The following is a 15,861-nucleotide window of genomic DNA, read 5'->3' on the forward strand; positions in this document are numbered from 1 at the left end:
GAGTCATGGCGTTCGGCTGGATCGACGATCAGGCGGAACTGCGCCGCCGCGCCGGACTGGTACGGACCCTGCGTCCCCGCCCCGCCGACTCGCCGCTGCTCGACCTCGCGAGCAACGACTACCTGGGCCTGGCCCGCCACCCCGAGGTCGTCGAGGGGGCCATCGTCTCGGCCCGCACCTGGGGCGGCGGCGCCACCGGCTCCCGCCTGGTCACCGGCACGACGGCACTCCACACCGGACTCGAACGCGAGCTGGCGGACTTCTGCGGCTTCGAGGCGGCGCTGGTGTTCTCCTCCGGGTACGCGGCCAACCTCGCCGCGGTCACCGCCCTGGCACCGCACGGCTCACTGATCGTCTCCGACACCGGCAACCACGCCTCGCTGATCGACGGCTGCCGGCTGGCCCGCGGTACCACGCAGGTGGTCGCGCACGCAGCCCCGGACGCCGTGCGCAAGGCACTCCAGACGCACGACGGGCCTGCCGTCGCCGTGTCCGACACGGTCTTCTCGGTCGACGGCGACGCCGCCCCACTGACCGAGCTCGCCACGGCATGCCGGGACCACGGCGCCGGTCTGGTCGTCGACGACGCCCACGGCTTCGGCGTCCTCGGCGACGGCGGCCGCGGCGCACCGCACGCGGCGGGACTCGCGGGCAGCGACGACGTCGTCGTGACGATCACGCTGTCCAAGTCGCTCGGCAGCCAGGGCGGCGCGGTGCTCGGCCCCGCCCGGGTCATCGAGCACTTGGTCAACGCGGCACGTACGTTCATTTTCGACACGGGCCTGGCCCCTGCCGCGGCGGGAGCGGCCCTGGCGGCGCTGAGGCTGCTGCGCCGCGAACCGGAGCGGGCGACGCGGGCACGCGAGGTGGCACGCGAACTCCACGCACGCCTGACCGCCGCGGGTCTGGAGGCGGTACGTCCGGACGCCGCGGTCGTCTCCGTGCGCGCACCGTCCCCGGAGGGTGCCGTGCGATGGGCGGCCGACTGCCGTGCGACAGGTCTTGCCGTGGGCTGCTTCCGTCCTCCTTCCGTGCCCGACGGCATCTCACGGCTGCGGCTGACCGCCCGCGCGGACCTGTCCGAGGCCCAGATCGAACGCGCTGTGGGAGTGATCGGCGAGACGCGACCATGAGTCGGCGTTGCATGGCCGTGCGACGCGCGATCAATTGACGGGTCACATAAGTCGGGATGTGGGGGTCACCGGAACGCGGCCGTGAATCCCGCCCAGCTCTCGGGGGAGAAGAGCAGCGCGGGTCCGGCCGGGTCCTTGGAGTCGCGCACGGCGAGCCGTCCGGCCCAGGGACCGGAAAGCGGTCGGGCCGTCTCTACGCAGTTGTTCGCTCCTGTGCTGTAGCTGCTGCGCAGCCATCGCACACCGTGCAGATCTGTACTGGAAGGTTCGTTCCGAGGCAGTGCAGACATGGTGCCTCCTTACGCGCCGTCACCTATCCCGGCGATGTAGTCCAACGAGTCCTCGGGCGAAAGGGCGTGGAACTGAAGGGTGTTGAAGGCCTCGGTGTAGGCCTGGAGGTCTTCTTTCCGTTCGAGGTAGAGGCTACTCGTCAAGTGGTCGAGAACAACCACATCCAGATCAGATGTGCTCGAAAATGAGAAGATAACGAAAGGCCCGGTGATGCCGATGTGGGCTCCGGCCGCGAACGGCAGGACCTGAAGCCGTACTTGGGGGTACCGGGCCGCCTCGATGAGCCGCCTCAGCTGCCGTGACATGACCTCCGGCCCGCCGATCTCCCGGTGCAGCACCGCTTCGTCGAGCACCGCGCTCAGCACCAGGGGCGGCTGCGAGCGCAGCACGTCCTGCCTGGCCAGGCGCACTTCCACCAGCGCGTCCAGCCGTTCGTCGGTGTCCTCGTCGAGCCCGCCGACCGCGGCCTGAGTCACCGCCCGGGCGTATTCGGGCGTCTGCAACAGCCCCGGAACGACGGAGGTCTCCAGCGTGCGCATCGCGCTCGCCTGGGATTCGAGGCTGATGAAGTCCCGGTAGGTCGGCGGCAGCACGCCCCGATACGCATGCCACCAGTGGTGCCGCCCGGCGCCGTCGTCCGATCCCGCCAACACCAGGAGCAACTCCCGTAGTTGCGGATCCGCCACTCCGTAGGCGTCCAGGAGTAACCGCACATCGGCCGGTTTCACACCGCTCGCGCCGGTCTCGATGCGGCTCACCTTGGACTGGTGCCAGCCCACGAGCCGGGCCGCCTCGCCGCTCGTGAGCCCGGCGCCGGTGCGCAGCGTGCGCAATTCGGCGCCCAGTTTTCGGCGGCGTACCGCGGGACCGTGCTGCATGGGCTCCTCCTTACTCCTTCCGTGCCACCCAAATACGGTCTGCCGTCGCAGAGTTCACCGCTTCGAGCGACAGATATATGCATATCTTGGTGGATCGCACCCGTGACCGGTCCGGTGATGGCAGTCTGGCGACGAAGCACCAGTCCGGGACCGTACTCGAACCCTCCGATCCGTGTCGGACTGCGGTCCCGTGGGAAAGGGACGACGTCGCCATGGCAGACCATCTGGAAGCATCCGTCACTCTGCCGAGCGATCCCGCTTCGGTCTCCGCGGCTCGCACCTATGTGGTCGGCACCCTGGTGGAATGGGGACTGCCTGCCGACACGGAACTGGCCGACACGGTCCGCCTCATCGTCTCCGAACTCGCCACCAACGCCGTACAGCACACTTTCGGGCAGTCACCCACCTTCACGGTGGACATCGACCTCGACCGTGACGAACAACTGCACATCGGCGTAACCGACAGCCATCCGCGGCTCCCCAAACGGCTGCCCGCGGCCGTCCAGCAGGACAACGGCCGCGGCCTGGTCATCATCCGCTGGCTGACCGCCGAATGCGGCGGCAAGCTGAGCATCCGGCCCACCCGCGAGGGCGGCAAGACCGTCTCCATCGAACTGCCGTGGACGGTACCGGTGCGGCCGGTGACCACGGCGGTTCAGCAGGAACCTTGAGGATCAAGCCTGTTGGGCCCGGCCGAACGCGCCGCGCAGCAGGGCCCGGAAGGCGTCCGCGGCGGGTGCGGTCTCGTCGGTCCGGCGGACGACCGAGATCGTACGGCGCAGGTCTCCGGGTTCCAGCAGCCGCATCCCGACCGGAGTGACCGCGGTCCGCGCCACCATCTCGGGCACGACCGCGACCCCCCAGCCCGGCACCGACGAGGGCGCACACCAGGCCGTACCCCGGGGTGGGGACGAGCACCGACGGCGTGGCCCCGTCCCGGGCCGGCGCGGTCTCCAGCCCCTGCCGGGGCGGATGGTCCGGCGCTCACCAGGACCAGCTCCTCGACCAGGATCGGCTCCGCGCTGACGGAGGCCGGCAGCGGGAACGGGGTGGTGGGCTCATAGGTGTGCGTGCACCGGCGGCAGCAGATGGATGCCCGCGGTCTGGAAGGTGCCGATCACGTTCCTGAGCCTGCTGCCGCGGTTCGTTCCCGGCGTTGGCGTTGCTGGTGGACCGGCTCGGCCGGTGGCTGCGCCGGCCGCGGGCGGCCCGGGTCGTCGAGGGTGTCACGGGCGTTGCGCTGACGGCCCTCGGTGCGGTGCTCGTTCTCGAACCTCTGGGGTGACGCGGTGACGGCGCTTCAGGAGCGCCGCCACCGCGTCGCTCAGGTCACTTGACCCGGCCGTACCAGACGCTCTTGGTCCAGATCTTCGACAGTCTCACGACGTCCCCGGTCTTCGGGGAGTGCCAGATCTTTCCCTTCCCGGCGTAGATGCCGACGTGGTAGACGTTCGAGCCCGAGTGGAAGAACACCAGGTCTCCGGCCTTGCGGCTCTTGCCCGAGATGTGGCGCGTCTTGTTGTACTGCTGAGCCGCCGTACGCGGCAGGCTCTTGCCCGCCTTCTTGTACGAGTACAGCGTCAGCCCCGAGCAGTCGAACCGGCGCGGCCCGGCGGCGCCGTACTTGTACGGCGAGCCCTTCTTGGAGGCCGCGACCTGGAGCGCCTTCGTCGCCGGAGTCGCGGCTGCGGCCTCTGAGGAGAGGCCCGGCACCACGACGGAGCCGCCCATGGCGGCAAGGGTGAGAGCCGAGGCCGTACCGGCTCGGGCCATCAGCGACGGGACACGATTGAGCGCAGTCATGCGCAACCCTTCGTCAGCCGCCTGTGAAGGATGACCTGTCGGATTCGGGCTGGCGAAGTTGCCCGGCCGCTGACGCGGCTTCACCCCAAGGGCTGCTCGGCGCGGTCATGGCGTGACCGTTCCGGCGACCCGACGTGCTTGGGTCCTCCACTCCTGCCGATCCACTTCTGTCGACCGGTCATCCGGGCGGCGGCAGGACTCGGCGTCCGCCCGGATCGCCCCGCCGCTGTGGCGGGGTCTTGTCGTCAGACAGGGATCTTCACTCATGGATGAACGAAAGGCCCAAGGGAATCGGGGATTTGTGGCTTTACTCACCACTCACCCGTTCGGGTGGACACCCCTGTGTTCGAGCGGATGTCGAGAGCCTCGCGGACCCCCGGACCAGCGCGGAAAGGTCTCATCCGCCTCGGAGGTACGCGTGTTGCGCAACCTCTGCGGTCCCAAAAAATGACAAACGTCTACTCCGAACAGGGGTACGTCATTTGGTCCGTTTCACCTCCGGTCCGGACGTCTCGCCGCCATGGCGGATGTCCGGACCGGAGGTGGAGTGCGTCAACTGTCGGAGCGCGGCGGAACGATGACGCGCGCCGTCCGGCGCTCGCCGTCCAACACGCGCAGCGCCCGCGTGAGCGTCGGTGCGTGCAACTCCGTCTCGCCCCGCTGGTGCATCATCGCCAGCGCGTCGCGCAGTTCGGCCGCCCTGGACACCAAAGCCTGGGCGGCGCGCAGTCCGCGGTAGGTGTCCCCGTGGTGCGCCGGGTTGATCCGGCCGAGCAGGTCGACCACATCGAGATAACGGTCGATCAACTCGCCCTCGGCGCGCGTGAGGGCGGGCAGCGGCGGAAGCTCGGGTGGGAGCACCGGCGTGTCACTTCCCGGTGGGCGGGGCGATGGTGGACCTGCGGCCCGGGATGATCCGGTCCACCAGCCCGTAGTCCAGGGCCTCCTGAGCGGTGAGGATCTTGTCCCGCTCGATGTCCGCGCTCACCTGTTCGTGCGTGCGCCCGGTGTGCCGTACGAGCATCTCCTCCAGGCGGGCCCGAATCCGCATCAACTCCTCGGCGTGGATGGCGAGATCGCTGGCCTGTCCCTGGATCGGCTCCAGCAGCGCCGGCTGATGGATCACCATGCGAGCGCCGGGGAGTGCGAACCGCTTGCCCGGAGTGCCCGCCGCCACCAGCACGGCGGCCGACGAGCCCGCCTGGCCCAGGCAGATCGTCTCCACGTCGCAGGTGACGAACCGCATCGTGTCGTAGATCGCCGACATCGCGCTGAAGGAGCCGCCGGGGGAGTTGATGTAGAGGGAGATTTCCCGGTCCGGATCCTGGTACTCGAGGTGCATGAACTGCGCCATCACGTCGTTCGCCGAGGTGTCGTCGACCGGCGTGCCGAGGAAGACGATCCGCTCCTCCAGCAGCTTCGAGTAGGGATCCATCGTCTTCTGCCCGGAACTGGTGCGCTCCGTGAACTCGGGCAGGACGTAGCGGGCGGACGGTCGGGTCATGGCGAAGCCCTCCTCGACAGTGCTGTCTCTGTAAAAAACGTACAGGACGTACAGAGCAAGGGTGAGGGGGTTCGCTCAGCGCGGACGCTGTGAGGTGAGGCGGGGCGGTCAGTGGCCTTCCGGCGGCTGGTGCAGCCCGAAGGCGGACCCCTGGTCGTCCCGGCACAGCTTGAACCGGCCGAAGCGGGCCTCCGAGTCGGCGTCCTCCCCGCCCAGTTCCTCGGTCGTGCCGCCCAGTTCGAGGACCTTCGCGACGGCGGCGTCCAGGTCGTCCACCCGGAAGAACAGATACGGGGAGGCGCCCGCGTCGCCTCCGTGCAGCCCGCCGGGCACACCCGCGGTGCCGATGGTGAACCCGCGCCCGGAGGGGCCGGGTTGGAGATCCCAGTCGAACAGGGCGCCGTAGAAGTCCCGCCCCCGCTCCGGGTCGGCCACGCCCAGCTCGAAGAAGGACGGTTCGCCTGCCATGGGACGCCTCCTGCGGTCGGCGATCAGAGCCCCCGTGCCTGTCTCATCGTCCTCCCGACGGGATTCCGCGGCCACCGTAAGCTGGGGACATGGCCTACGAGATTCCGGTGACGCAAGCCAGGGCTGAGCTCGCCGACCTGATCAACAAGGTGGTGTACGGCGGTGAGCGCGTCGTCGTGACACGGCACGGCAAGCCTCTCGTCGCCCTTGTCTCCGCCGCCGACCTCGAACGACTCGAGCAGCTTCAGGAGCCTGCGGAGGAGCAGGTGATCAGCTCCGTCTCCGCTGTGCGTGAGCTCGCGTCGGCTCCCCGTGAACGGCAGCGGTTCGGCATCGCTGCGGAGCATCGGGGGGCCGACCCGGCGTAGCGCTCCGCTGGATCGGCGGTTGGGTTGGCTGCGGGCCGGTGGGGGCTGGTCGCGCAGTTCCCCGCGCCCCTTCGGGGCGCTCCAGCGCGCGGCACTTCACAGTCCCGTCGGTCAGCCGACCGGTGAGAGCTCCCGCGTGGCCTTCGGTGCGTCCGTCTCTACACGCCCCTTGAGCGCACTCCCTAGCAGTACGGCGCCCAGGCCCAGCGCTGCCCACCAGGTCAGGGTCAGGGCGGGCCCCGTCGCCGCCGCGCCGTCGAAGAAGGACACCGAGCGCAGCAGGGTCGTCCCGGCGCCCGGGGGGAGCCACTGGCCGATCGTCCCTACCGGCTCCGGCAGCATCTGCGGTGCCGAGGCCGCCCCGGACCACGGGTTGCCGAACAGCATCACCACACCGGCGGCGATGCCGATCCCGGCGGGACCGATGAGCGCGGCGAGCCCGGCGATCGCGGCGCTCACCGCGAGTGTCGCCAGGCCGAGTGAGGCGGCCTCGGTCCACCAGTCACCGTTGAGGACGTTCAGCCAGCTGTCCGCGATCGCGGTCGCCGCGATACCGACCAGGACGGCGGCGCCGATCAGCGCGGCCACGGCGCGGAGGCCGCGGAGCCCGAGGAGCGTCACCACCGAGCCGGTCGCGATTCCGGCCAGCGCGAGTGGCAGCACGCTCGCGTTGAGGGCCGCGCCGCGCGGGTCGTTCTCGGGGGCGGGGACGACGTCGACGGTCCTGACCGCGTTCATGTCGGCGGACGCCTGCTGGAGCAGTTGCGCGACGACCGCGCTCGCGGCCGTCGAGGTCAGCAGTTCGGGGCCTTGGGGGGTGACGACGACCGCGCCGTATACGGTCCGGTCCTCGATGGCGTCCCGGGCGTCGGCCTCGTCGGCGTAGCGGTGGATCTCGAACGCGCCGTCGTGTCGCGCCAGTCGCTCCTCCACCTGTGCCGTCGCGGCGGCGGGCCCGGCGACGCCGAGCGGCAGGTCGTGCGGCGCCGTGCGGGCCGCGGGCCAGGCGAAGGCCCACAGCGCCAGTGCCGCCAGGACGGGGACAAGGACGAGCACCGCGATCAGGCGGCGGGTGTGCGACGGGGCTGACGCGGGGCCGCCGTCGCGTGCAGCGGTGACGGTGGACATGGAATTCCCCTCGGATCGGCTCGGGAGTCAAAAAGAAGGATCGTTCGTTTTGGTTGTGTCACCACCGTCTTGCGGATGCCGCGCCTTGTCAAGAAGGAATGTTCGTTTTATGTTGTGGGCCATGGCCCGCGTATCCCAGGCACACCTCGACGCCCGTCGCCGTCAGATCCTCGACGGCGCCGCCCGCTGCTTCGCACGGAACGGCTTCCACGCCACCTCCATGCAGGACGTGCTGAAGGAGGTCGATCTCTCGGCCGGCGCGGTGTACCGCTACTTCAGCGGCAAGGACGAGCTGATCACCGCGATCGCCAAGGAGGTGCTCGGCGAGATCCGCGCGGCCTTCGAGGACGTCACCCGGCACAGTCCGCCCCCGCCGCCGGATCTCCTGATCGGCGAGGTCCTGAGCAGGACGCTCCGCGTCTGGTCGTCCCTGAACGACGACGGTGAGCCTGTCCTCCCGCGCCTGATCCTCCAGGTCTGGGGGGAGACCGTGCGCAACGAGGAGCTGGCGGCCGTTCTGAGGGACGTGTACGCGACCCTGCGCGAGTCCTGGGGGTGGGCCGTCGAGGCCTACCAGGACGCCGGGATGATGCCGCCGGACATCCCCGCGGACCATGTGGCGCGCACCATGATCGCCACGGTCCAGGGGTTCATCGCGCAGCAGGCCCTGTTCGGAGCGGCCCCGGTCGAAGTCCTCCAGGGCGGCCTGCGGGCGTTGATGGCCGTGCGGCCGCCGCAGCGGGAAGCCTGATGGATCACAGCCCGGTTAACGTGCCCGAAACTCGTGACAACGTGCCTGAAACTCCTTCCAACTAGCCTGCCCATCCACGCCACCAGGCACTTTGCCCCGTGGCCGAGGCAACCGGACCCCGCACGGTCCGGAGCGAGGATGTGAGGTGGGACGTGCAACTGACCCCGCACGAGCAGGAGAGGCTGCTCATCCACGTGGCGGCCGACGTGGCCGAGAAGCGCCGTGCCCGCGGGCTCAGGCTCAACCACCCCGAGACGATCGCCCTCATCACCTCGCACATCCTCGAGGGCGCCCGTGACGGCCGTACGGTCGCCGAGCTCATGTCCTCCGGACGCAAGCTGCTCACCCGGGACGACGTCATGGAAGGCATCCCCGAGATGATCCATGACGTCCAGGTCGAGGCGACCTTCCCGGACGGCACCAAGCTCGTCACCGTCCACGACCCGATCGTCTGAGGGGGCGGCCGATGAACCCCGGAGCGCCGAAGAATCCCGGAGCGAGCCGATGATCCCTGGCGAGATCCTGTTCGCGGACGGCCCCGTTGTGTACAACGAGGGCCGCGAGGTCACCAGCCTGACCGTCCTCAACGCCGCCGACCGGCCCGTCCAGGTCGGTTCCCACTACCACTTCGCCGAGGCCAACCCCGGTCTGGACTTCGACCGCGCCGCCGCCCGCGGCAAGCGGCTCAACATCGCCGCCGGCACCGCCGTGCGCTTCGAGCCCGGGATCCCCGTCGACGTCGAACTCGTCCCCCTGGCCGGCGCCCGAGTCGTGCCCGGGCTGCGCGGGGAGACCGGAGGTGCCCTCGATGCCTGAGATCTCGCGTGCCGCGTACGCCGACCTGTTCGGCCCGACCACCGGCGACCGGATCCGGCTGGCCGACACCGATCTGCTGATCGAGATCGAGGAGGACCGTTCCGGCGGGCCCGGACTCGCCGGTGACGAGGCCGTGTTCGGCGGTGGCAAGGTCATCCGCGAGTCCATGGGCCAGTCGCGCGCTACGCGCGCAGACGGCACTCCGGACACGGTCATCACGGGTGTGGTGGTGGTCGACCACTGGGGGGTCGTCAAGGCCGACGTCGGCATCCGCGACGGCCGGATCACCGGCATCGGCAAGGCGGGCAACCCCGACACGATGGACGGTGTGCACCCCGACCTCGTCATCGGCCCCGAGACGGAGGTCATAGCGGGCAACGGGCGGATCCTGACGGCCGGCGCCATCGACGCGCACGTCCACTTGATCTGCCCGCAGATCGCCGACGAGGCACTCTCGGCGGGCATCACCACGCTGATCGGCGGCGGTACCGGACCGGCCGAGGGCTCCAAGGCGACCACCGTGACGCCCGGCCCCTGGCATCTGGCGCGGATGCTGGAGGCGATGGAGGCGTATCCCGTCAACTTCGGTCTGCTGGGCAAGGGCAACACCGTCTCGCACGAAGCGATGCTGTCGCAGATCCGCGGCGGGGCGCTCGGTCTCAAGCTGCACGAGGACTGGGGCTCGACCCCGGCCGTCATCGATGCCTCGCTGACCGTCGCCGACCAGACCGGCATCCAAGTCGCCATCCACACGGACACGTTGAACGAGGCCGGGTTCGTCGGCGACACGCTCGCCGCGATCGCCGGACGCGGCATCCACGCCTACCACACGGAGGGCGCCGGCGGCGGGCACGCGCCCGACATCATGACCGTGGTCTCCGAGGCGCATGTCCTGCCGAGCTCGACGAACCCGACCCGGCCGTTCACCGTGAACACCGCCGAGGAACACCTCGACATGCTGATGGTGTGCCACCACCTGAACGCGGCGGTGCCGGAGGACCTGGCGTTCGCGGAGTCGAGGATCCGGCCGTCCACGATCGGCGCGGAGGACATACTCCATGACCTCGGAGCGATCTCGATCATCTCGTCGGACGCCCAGGCCATGGGCCGCGTCGGCGAGGTCGTCATGCGGACCTGGCAGACGGCGCACGTGATGAAGCGGCGGCGGGGAGCCCTGCCGGGTGACGGTCGCGCGGACAATCGTCGCGTACGCCGCTATGTCGCCAAGTACACGATCAACCCGGCGCTCGCGCAGGGGCTCGCGGGCGAGATCGGCTCCGTCGAGACGGGCAAGCTCGCCGACCTGGTGCTGTGGGAGCCCGCGTTCTTCGGCGTCAAGCCGCACCTCGTCATCAAGGGCGGGCAGATCGCGTACGCGCAGATGGGCGACGCGAACGCCTCCATTCCGACCCCGCAGCCGATCCTTCCGCGGCCGATGTTCGGTGCGATCGGGCGGGCGCCCGCATCCAACTCGGTCAACTTCGTGGCGCCGCTGGCGATCGAGGACGGGCTGCCGGAGCGGCTCCAGCTCGGGAAGGCGTTCGTGGCCATCGAGTCGACGCGTGCCGTGACCAAGGCCGACATGCGCGAGAACGACGCGCGGCCGCGGGTCCGGGTCGACCCCGACAGCTTCGCCGTGCACATCGACGGGGAGCTCGTCGAGGCGACTCCGGCCGCCGAACTGCCCATGGCCCAGCGTTACTTCCTCTTCTGAGGGCGGGTTCGATGTCCAGGGCAGCGCTACTCGTACTGGCCGACGGCCGGTTCCCCGCCGGGGGGCATGCGCACTCCGGCGGGGCCGAGGCCGCGGTCAAGGCCGGGCGGGTCACCGGTGCGGCGAGCCTGGAGGACTTCTGCCGGGGTCGGTTGCACACGGCCGGGCTGGTGTCGGCGGCGCTGGCGGCGGCCGCCGCGGTGGGCGTCGATCCGGTGTCGCTGGACGAGGCCGCGGACGCCCGTACACCGTCTCCGGCGTTGCGGGTTGCGGCGCGGAAGCTGGGTCGGCAGTTGATGCGGGCCGCGCGGGCGACGTGGCCGTCCCTCGAACTGGACGCGCTGGCGCGGGAGTTTCCCAAGGGGGCGCATCAGCCGGTGGTGCTCGGGCTGGCCGCGCGGGCCGCCGGGTTGGGGGCCGCTGATGCGGCGTACTGCTCGGCATACGAGAGTGTGAGCGGGCCGGCTTCGGCGACGGTGCGGTTGCTGAGTCTTGATCCCTTCGACGCTACGGGGGTGCTGGCCCGGTTGGCGCCCGAGATGGACCGGGTTGCGGATCGGGCGGTGGAGGTGGCTCGGCGGGTGGTCGACGACGGGGTCGATGTGCTGCCCGCGGGTTCGGCTCCGCTGTTGGAGATCGGGGCGGAGGTGCATGCGGCTTGGGCTGTACGGCTGTTTGCGTCCTAGGGGTTTTCGCCCCCGCCGCCCCTACCCTTCCCGTCCCTGGGGGCTCCGCCCCCAGACCCCCGTATCGGCCTGAACGGCCTCGTCCTCAAACGCCGGACGGGCTGAGATTGCCCGGACCGGTCCCGAGAAGAGCCGCCCCCTTCGGGTGGGTGGGGGATCGGGATGGTGGTACTCGTCCTCACCTGCCGGACGGGCCGACCCGAACACGTCAATTTGGAGCCGCCCCCATGCACCTCGACCACTCCCACGACGGCCCCGCCGCCATCAGCGCCGACGCCCACCGCCCCGACGGCTCGCGTCGGGCCCTCCGTGTCGGACTCGGTGGGCCGGTCGGTTCCGGGAAGACCGCCACTGTCGCTGCGCTCTGTCGTGTCCTGCGCGACGAGCTGTCGCTCGCCGTCGTCACCAATGACATCTACACGCGTGAGGACGCCGAGTTCCTGCTTCGGGAAGCCGTGTTGCCGCCGGAGCGGATCACGGCCGTGGAGACGGGGGCCTGTCCGCACACCGCGATCCGGGACGACATCTCCGCGAACCTGGAGGCGGTCGAGGATCTGGAGGACGAGGTCGGACCGCTGGACCTGATCCTTGTGGAGTCGGGTGGGGACAACCTGACCGCGACGTTCTCCAAGGGTCTCGTCGACGCGCAGATCTTCGTGATCGACGTCGCCGGGGGAGACGACATTCCGCGCAAGGGCGGACCCGGCGTCACCACCGCCGACCTGCTCGTGGTGAACAAGACCGACCTCGCGCCGTATGTCGGCTCGGACCTGGCGCGGATGGCGGCCGACGCCAAGGCGCAGCGGGCCGAACTGCCGGTCGTCTTCCAGTCGCTGAGGGGCGAGGACGGGGTGGCGGACGTCGCCGGCTGGGTGCGGGCGCAGCTCGCCTCCTGGACGGCGTGACCGTGACGGGTGTGCGGGCCGCCGCGAGGATCGGCGCCCGCGCGGACGGACGCGGCGGTACGGCTCTCCCCGTGCTGGACAGTGAGGGGCCGATCGCCCTGCGGCGTACCCGGGGGAGTGGCCCGGAGGCGTACGTGATGCTCGTCGGCGCGATGAGCGGGCCGCTGGGCGGGGACCACTTCACCGTGGCGGCGGACGTCGCCCCCGGCGCCCGGCTGCGCGTCGGGTCGGCCGCGGCGACCATCGCGCTGCCGGGGCAGGCGAAGGGCGAGGCCCGCTACGACGTACGGCTGTCCGTGGCGGACGAGGGCGAACTGCGCTGGCTGCCGGAGCAGTTGATCTCGGCGCAGGGCAGCGACCTGTATGTCGGCACTCAGGTCGACCTCGGTGCGCACGCCCGGCTCGTGCTGCGCGAGGAACAGGTACTCGGTCGGGCCGGTGAGGAACCCGGGCGGCTCACCAGCCGTCTTACTGTGCGGATCGCGGGGCGGACCGTCCTCGACCAGGAGCTCGCCTGCGGGCCCGGTGCGCCCGGCGGCTGGGACGGGCCCGCAGTCCTCGGGGGACACCGGGCCGTGGGGCAACTGGTCGTCGTACGGCCGGAGTTCGAAGCGGAGCCCGCGGTGGCCCAGCTGTTGGGGGACACCGCCGCGCTGACCCCGCTCGCCGGGCCGGCCGTGCTGGTGACCGCCGTGGCGCCGGACGCGTTGCGGCTGCGCCGGGTGCTCGACCAGGCGCTGGTGAAACTCGAAGGAACATCCGCCGAGCGAACGGCGTAATCCGGTTATCGGATTGGCAAAGAACGCCCGCCACCCCTGTTCCCAGGGAACACACAGTCGAGAGGATCCCCGTACTCATCACAACGACGTACGGGGAGGTCCCACTTGAGGGATATGAGAACAAAAGGGCGGGTTGCGGCGCTCGGCTCGGCCGGAGTGCTCGTCACGGCGACGCTGATTTCCGGTGCCGTCGCAGCGCCCTCGGCAAGTGCCGGCACGGACGCCCGCCACGGCAAGGACCGTGAGGCCTACGGCGTGGCCGTCGCCGCGGCCCGGGCCGCGAAGGCCGGCATCGACTGGCAGGACTGCCCCGCCGACTGGGGGTTCGCCAAGCCCATCCAGTGCGGCTGGGTCAGCGTTCCGCTCGACTACGCCAAGCCCTACGGCAAGCAGATCAAGATCGCCGTCGACCGCATCGGCAACACCGGGACGAAGGCGGAGCGCCAGGGCGCCCTCGTCTACAACCCGGGCGGCCCCGGCGGCTCCGGCATGCGCTTCCCGACCCGGGTCACCACCAAGAACCCGATCTGGGCCAACACGGCCAAGGCGTACGACTTCGTGGGCTTCGACCCGCGCGGCGTCGGCCACTCCGCGCCGATTTCCTGCATCGACCCGCAGGAGTTCGTGAAGGCGCCCAAGGCCGACCCGGTGCCGGACAGCGAGGCCGACAAGCTCGCCCAGCGCAAGCTGGCCCGCGAGTACGCGGACGGCTGCGCCGAGCGCACCGGCAAGGCGATGCTGGAGCAGATGACCACGCCCAACACCGCACGCGACCTGGACGTGATCCGCGCCGCGCTCGGTGAGAAGAAGCTCAACTTCCTCGGCGTCTCCTACGGCACCTACCTCGGTGCGGTCTACGGCACCCTGTTCCCGGGCCATGTCCGCCGGATGGTCGTCGACAGCGTCGTCAACCCGTCCCGGGAGAAGATCTGGTACGAGGCCAACCTCGACCAGGACGTCGCCTTCGAGATGCGCTGGAACGACTGGCAGGACTGGGTCGCCGCCAACGACGCCACCTTCCACCTCGGCACCACCCGCGACGCCGTCCAGGCGAAGTGGCTCGAGCTGCGTGCCGCGGCCAAGAAGAGTCCCATCGGCGGGGTCGTCGGACCGGCCGAGCTGCTCGGCCTCTTCCAGGGCGCGCCGTACTACGACTCCTCCTGGGTGCCGGTCGCCACGGTGTTCAGCAAGTACTTCGCGGGCGACACCCAGGCGCTGGTCGACGCGGCCGCCCCCGACCTGTCGGACACCGCGGGGAACATCGCCTCGGAGAACGGCAACGCCGTCTACACGGCCGTCGAGTGCACCGACGCCAAGTGGCCCACCAGCTGGAAGAAGTGGGACCGCGACAACTCGGCGCTGCACGAGAAGTACCCCTTCCTGACCTGGTCCAACGCCTGGCTGAACCTGCCGTGCGCCACCTGGCCGGTCAAGCAGCAGACCCCGGTCGACGTGAAGACCGGCAAGGGTCTGCCGGGCGTGCTGATCGTGCAGGCCACGCGTGACGCGGCCACCCCGTACGAGGGCGCCGTCGAACTGCACAAGCGCTTCAAGGGCTCCCGCCTGATCACCGAGAAGGACGCGGGATCCCACGGCGTGACCGGCCTGGTCAACCCGTGCATCAACGAGCGGGTGGACAGCTACCTGCTCACGGGCAAGCTGGACGGCGCCGACGTGACGTGCGCACCGCACGCCACGCCCAAGCCGTAGAGCGTCGTACGACATGAGGGGCGGCCGGAGTCTCCGGCCGCCCCTTGCTCATGCGGCCGGCCAGGCGTCCTCCGCCGCGTAGTCGAAGAGGTCGCCGTACGTCTGGAACATCCTCGGATATGCCTCCCGCCAGTCGCGCCCGGCCAGTTGGCGCTCGATCCAGGCGACCGTGTCGGGCAGGGTCTCCGCGTACCTCACCACCGGGCGGTAGCCCAGCTCGCGTTCGGCGGCGGCCATGGAGCAGACCACGGGCGCCGGAACCGACCATGGAGTGTCGCCGACCGTCGGTGCCGGAGGCGGGCCGTCCACCAGCACACTCTCCGTCTCGACGCCCATCACCGCGTCGATCGCCCCCGCGATCTCCGCCACCGTCGGCGCCTCCGGATCGACGGCGTTGAGCACCCGCGAGGCGGGCCGCGCGGCGGCCAGCCGGATCAGTTCCGCGATGTTGTGCACGCTCGCCGGATGGAAGCGGCTCTCGCCACCGTAGGAGAGGATCCGCCGGGTCCGGCCGTCCAGGATGCGCTTGACGAAGTACAGCTCGCGCGGGGTCCGGCAGTACGGGCCGTGGATCGCGCCCGCGCGCAACAGCGTAGCGGGCAACCGGTCCCCCACCGCGAGGAGTTCACGCTCCAGCTCGGCCTTGCGGGTGCTGTACGAGGCGTCGCCGGGCCGGACCGTGCGCTGCTCCTCCGGGATCGGCACCGGATACTCGGGGAAGCCGTCCGGCTCGTCCTGGGTGTCGAAGTTCCGGCCCTTGTCGTCCTCGTACACCGACAGGCTGGAGATCACCACGGCCGAGCCCACACGGCCGGCGAACGAGGCCAACTGCCGTGCCTGCGCGGTCCCGTAGGCGACCATGTCCACCAGCACGTCACAGCCGTCACCGATCACCGCGGCCAGGGTCGCCTACGAAGAGGCTTTTGC

At 70.4% G+C, this 15,861-nt stretch carries 18 protein-coding genes, 3 pseudogenes and 1 riboswitch; of the genes and pseudogenes, 12 read left to right on the forward strand and 9 right to left on the reverse strand.

Annotated features, from left to right (window positions below):
• Nucleotides 1-5 precede the first annotated feature (5 nt).
• Nucleotides 6-1,133 (forward strand): 8-amino-7-oxononanoate synthase, encoded by a 1,128-nt coding sequence (locus KCH87_RS12335; protein ID WP_210586053.1) that lies wholly within the window; start codon nt 6-8, stop codon nt 1,131-1,133.
• A gap of 65 nt (nt 1,134-1,198) precedes the next feature.
• Here KCH87_RS12335 and KCH87_RS12340 read toward each other — a convergent pair whose 3' ends face one another.
• Entirely contained in the window at nt 1,199-1,423 is a 225-nt protein-coding gene (locus KCH87_RS12340) for a DUF397 domain-containing protein (RefSeq protein WP_210586054.1), read from the reverse strand.
• Nucleotides 1,424-1,432: 9 nt separating this feature from the next.
• Nucleotides 1,433-2,302, reverse strand: a complete 870-nt coding sequence (locus KCH87_RS12345; protein WP_210586055.1) for a helix-turn-helix transcriptional regulator — start codon at nt 2,300-2,302, stop codon at nt 1,433-1,435.
• Nucleotides 2,303-2,514: 212 nt separating this feature from the next.
• Between KCH87_RS12345 and KCH87_RS12350 the strand changes: the two genes are divergently transcribed.
• Nucleotides 2,515-2,973 carry an ATP-binding protein gene (locus KCH87_RS12350; protein WP_210586056.1) on the forward strand — a complete coding sequence of 153 codons (459 nt, stop codon included), beginning with the start codon at nt 2,515-2,517 and terminating at the stop codon, nt 2,971-2,973.
• A 3-nt stretch (nt 2,974-2,976) separates the two neighbouring features.
• Here the strand turns inward: KCH87_RS12350 and KCH87_RS12355 are convergent.
• A pseudogene (locus KCH87_RS12355) lies at nt 2,977-3,441 on the reverse strand (LysR family transcriptional regulator substrate-binding protein); the annotation flags it as partial.
• Nucleotides 3,442-3,449: 8 nt separating this feature from the next.
• Here KCH87_RS12355 and KCH87_RS12360 point away from each other — a divergent pair.
• A pseudogene (locus KCH87_RS12360) lies at nt 3,450-3,587 on the forward strand (LysE family translocator); the annotation flags it as partial.
• A 44-nt stretch (nt 3,588-3,631) separates the two neighbouring features.
• Here the strand turns inward: KCH87_RS12360 and KCH87_RS12365 are convergent.
• The 4 genes from KCH87_RS12365 to KCH87_RS12380 form a co-directional block, all read right to left on the reverse strand.
• A complete protein-coding gene (locus tag KCH87_RS12365) occupies nt 3,632-4,105 on the reverse strand; it encodes a C40 family peptidase (RefSeq protein ID WP_210586057.1) in 474 nt (157 codons plus the stop codon).
• A 3-nt stretch (nt 4,106-4,108) separates the two neighbouring features.
• Nucleotides 4,109-4,320: riboswitch (cyclic di-AMP (ydaO/yuaA leader) on the reverse strand.
• A gap of 337 nt (nt 4,321-4,657) precedes the next feature.
• A complete protein-coding gene (locus KCH87_RS12370) occupies nt 4,658-4,966 on the reverse strand; it encodes a hypothetical protein (protein ID WP_210586058.1) in 309 nt (102 codons plus the stop codon).
• A 7-nt stretch (nt 4,967-4,973) separates the two neighbouring features.
• Entirely contained in the window at nt 4,974-5,609 is a 636-nt protein-coding gene (locus KCH87_RS12375) for an ATP-dependent Clp protease proteolytic subunit (RefSeq protein WP_210586059.1), read from the reverse strand.
• A gap of 108 nt (nt 5,610-5,717) precedes the next feature.
• Nucleotides 5,718-6,077: a VOC family protein gene (locus KCH87_RS12380; RefSeq protein WP_210586060.1), complete on the reverse strand. Its 360-nt coding sequence runs from the start codon at nt 6,075-6,077 to the stop codon at nt 5,718-5,720.
• A gap of 89 nt (nt 6,078-6,166) precedes the next feature.
• On the opposite strand from KCH87_RS12380, the gene KCH87_RS12385 reads away from it, so the two are divergent.
• Nucleotides 6,167-6,445: a type II toxin-antitoxin system Phd/YefM family antitoxin gene (locus KCH87_RS12385; protein WP_210586061.1), complete on the forward strand. Its 279-nt coding sequence runs from the start codon at nt 6,167-6,169 to the stop codon at nt 6,443-6,445.
• 111 nt (nt 6,446-6,556) lie between these two features.
• Here KCH87_RS12385 and KCH87_RS12390 read toward each other — a convergent pair whose 3' ends face one another.
• Entirely contained in the window at nt 6,557-7,573 is a 1,017-nt protein-coding gene (locus tag KCH87_RS12390; protein ID WP_210586062.1) for an ABC transporter permease, read from the reverse strand.
• A 121-nt stretch (nt 7,574-7,694) separates the two neighbouring features.
• On the opposite strand from KCH87_RS12390, the gene KCH87_RS12395 reads away from it, so the two are divergent.
• The 8 genes from KCH87_RS12395 to KCH87_RS12430 all read left to right on the forward strand — a co-directional run bounded on the left by KCH87_RS12395 (nt 7,695) and on the right by KCH87_RS12430 (nt 14,934).
• Entirely contained in the window at nt 7,695-8,324 is a 630-nt protein-coding gene (locus tag KCH87_RS12395; protein ID WP_210586063.1) for a TetR/AcrR family transcriptional regulator, read from the forward strand.
• 152 nt (nt 8,325-8,476) lie between these two features.
• Nucleotides 8,477-8,779: an urease subunit gamma gene (locus KCH87_RS12400; protein ID WP_210586064.1), complete on the forward strand. Its 303-nt coding sequence runs from the start codon at nt 8,477-8,479 to the stop codon at nt 8,777-8,779.
• 49 nt (nt 8,780-8,828) lie between these two features.
• The gene (locus KCH87_RS12405) at nt 8,829-9,140 is read left to right on the forward strand and encodes an urease subunit beta (protein WP_210586065.1); all 312 of its coding nucleotides are present in this window, start codon (nt 8,829-8,831) and stop codon (nt 9,138-9,140) included.
• Nucleotides 9,133-10,854, forward strand: a complete 1,722-nt coding sequence (locus KCH87_RS12410; protein ID WP_210586066.1) for an urease subunit alpha — start codon at nt 9,133-9,135, stop codon at nt 10,852-10,854. The genes KCH87_RS12405 and KCH87_RS12410 overlap by 8 nt, the downstream gene beginning before the upstream one ends.
• A gap of 11 nt (nt 10,855-10,865) precedes the next feature.
• The gene (locus KCH87_RS12415; protein WP_210586067.1) at nt 10,866-11,540 is read left to right on the forward strand and encodes an urease accessory protein UreF; all 675 of its coding nucleotides are present in this window, start codon (nt 10,866-10,868) and stop codon (nt 11,538-11,540) included.
• Between the two features lie 227 nt (nt 11,541-11,767).
• Nucleotides 11,768-12,445, forward strand: coding sequence for an urease accessory protein UreG (gene ureG, locus KCH87_RS12420; RefSeq protein WP_210586068.1), 678 nt, complete (start codon nt 11,768-11,770; stop codon nt 12,443-12,445).
• Nucleotides 12,433-13,224 (forward strand): urease accessory protein UreD, encoded by a 792-nt coding sequence (locus tag KCH87_RS12425; protein ID WP_210586308.1) that lies wholly within the window; start codon nt 12,433-12,435, stop codon nt 13,222-13,224. Before ureG ends, KCH87_RS12425 begins: the two co-directional genes overlap by 13 nt.
• A 114-nt stretch (nt 13,225-13,338) precedes the next feature.
• Nucleotides 13,339-14,934: an alpha/beta hydrolase gene (locus tag KCH87_RS12430; RefSeq protein ID WP_374198997.1), complete on the forward strand. Its 1,596-nt coding sequence runs from the start codon at nt 13,339-13,341 to the stop codon at nt 14,932-14,934.
• 48 nt (nt 14,935-14,982) lie between these two features.
• Here the strand turns inward: KCH87_RS12430 and KCH87_RS12435 are convergent.
• Nucleotides 14,983-15,843: pseudogene (locus KCH87_RS12435) on the reverse strand (NAD-dependent epimerase/dehydratase family protein); the annotation flags it as partial.
• Nucleotides 15,844-15,861: the final 18 nt, after the last annotated feature.

The organism is Streptomyces sp. GESEQ-35 (assembly GCF_017948485.1).
In the GTDB taxonomy this organism is placed as follows: Bacteria; Actinomycetota; Actinomycetes; order Streptomycetales; family Streptomycetaceae; genus Streptomyces.

Coding starts and splice junctions, on each gene's coding strand:
- KCH87_RS12335 (WP_210586053.1), top strand. CDS start 6: ATGGCGTTCGGCTGGATCGACGATCAGGCGGAACTGCGCCGCCGCGCC.
- KCH87_RS12340 (WP_210586054.1), bottom strand. CDS start 1,423: ATGTCTGCACTGCCTCGGAACGAACCTTCCAGTACAGATCTGCACGGT.
- KCH87_RS12345 (WP_210586055.1), bottom strand. CDS start 2,302: ATGCAGCACGGTCCCGCGGTACGCCGCCGAAAACTGGGCGCCGAATTG.
- KCH87_RS12350 (WP_210586056.1), top strand. CDS start 2,515: ATGGCAGACCATCTGGAAGCATCCGTCACTCTGCCGAGCGATCCCGCT.
- KCH87_RS12365 (WP_210586057.1), bottom strand. CDS start 4,105: ATGACTGCGCTCAATCGTGTCCCGTCGCTGATGGCCCGAGCCGGTACG.
- KCH87_RS12375 (WP_210586059.1), bottom strand. CDS start 5,609: ATGACCCGACCGTCCGCCCGCTACGTCCTGCCCGAGTTCACGGAGCGC.
- KCH87_RS12380 (WP_210586060.1), bottom strand. CDS start 6,077: ATGGCAGGCGAACCGTCCTTCTTCGAGCTGGGCGTGGCCGACCCGGAG.
- KCH87_RS12385 (WP_210586061.1), top strand. CDS start 6,167: ATGGCCTACGAGATTCCGGTGACGCAAGCCAGGGCTGAGCTCGCCGAC.
- KCH87_RS12390 (WP_210586062.1), bottom strand. CDS start 7,573: ATGTCCACCGTCACCGCTGCACGCGACGGCGGCCCCGCGTCAGCCCCG.
- KCH87_RS12395 (WP_210586063.1), top strand. CDS start 7,695: ATGGCCCGCGTATCCCAGGCACACCTCGACGCCCGTCGCCGTCAGATC.
- KCH87_RS12405 (WP_210586065.1), top strand. CDS start 8,829: ATGATCCCTGGCGAGATCCTGTTCGCGGACGGCCCCGTTGTGTACAAC.
- KCH87_RS12410 (WP_210586066.1), top strand. CDS start 9,133: ATGCCTGAGATCTCGCGTGCCGCGTACGCCGACCTGTTCGGCCCGACC.
- KCH87_RS12415 (WP_210586067.1), top strand. CDS start 10,866: ATGTCCAGGGCAGCGCTACTCGTACTGGCCGACGGCCGGTTCCCCGCC.
- ureG (WP_210586068.1), top strand. CDS start 11,768: ATGCACCTCGACCACTCCCACGACGGCCCCGCCGCCATCAGCGCCGAC.
- KCH87_RS12430 (WP_374198997.1), top strand. CDS start 13,339: ATGAGAACAAAAGGGCGGGTTGCGGCGCTCGGCTCGGCCGGAGTGCTC.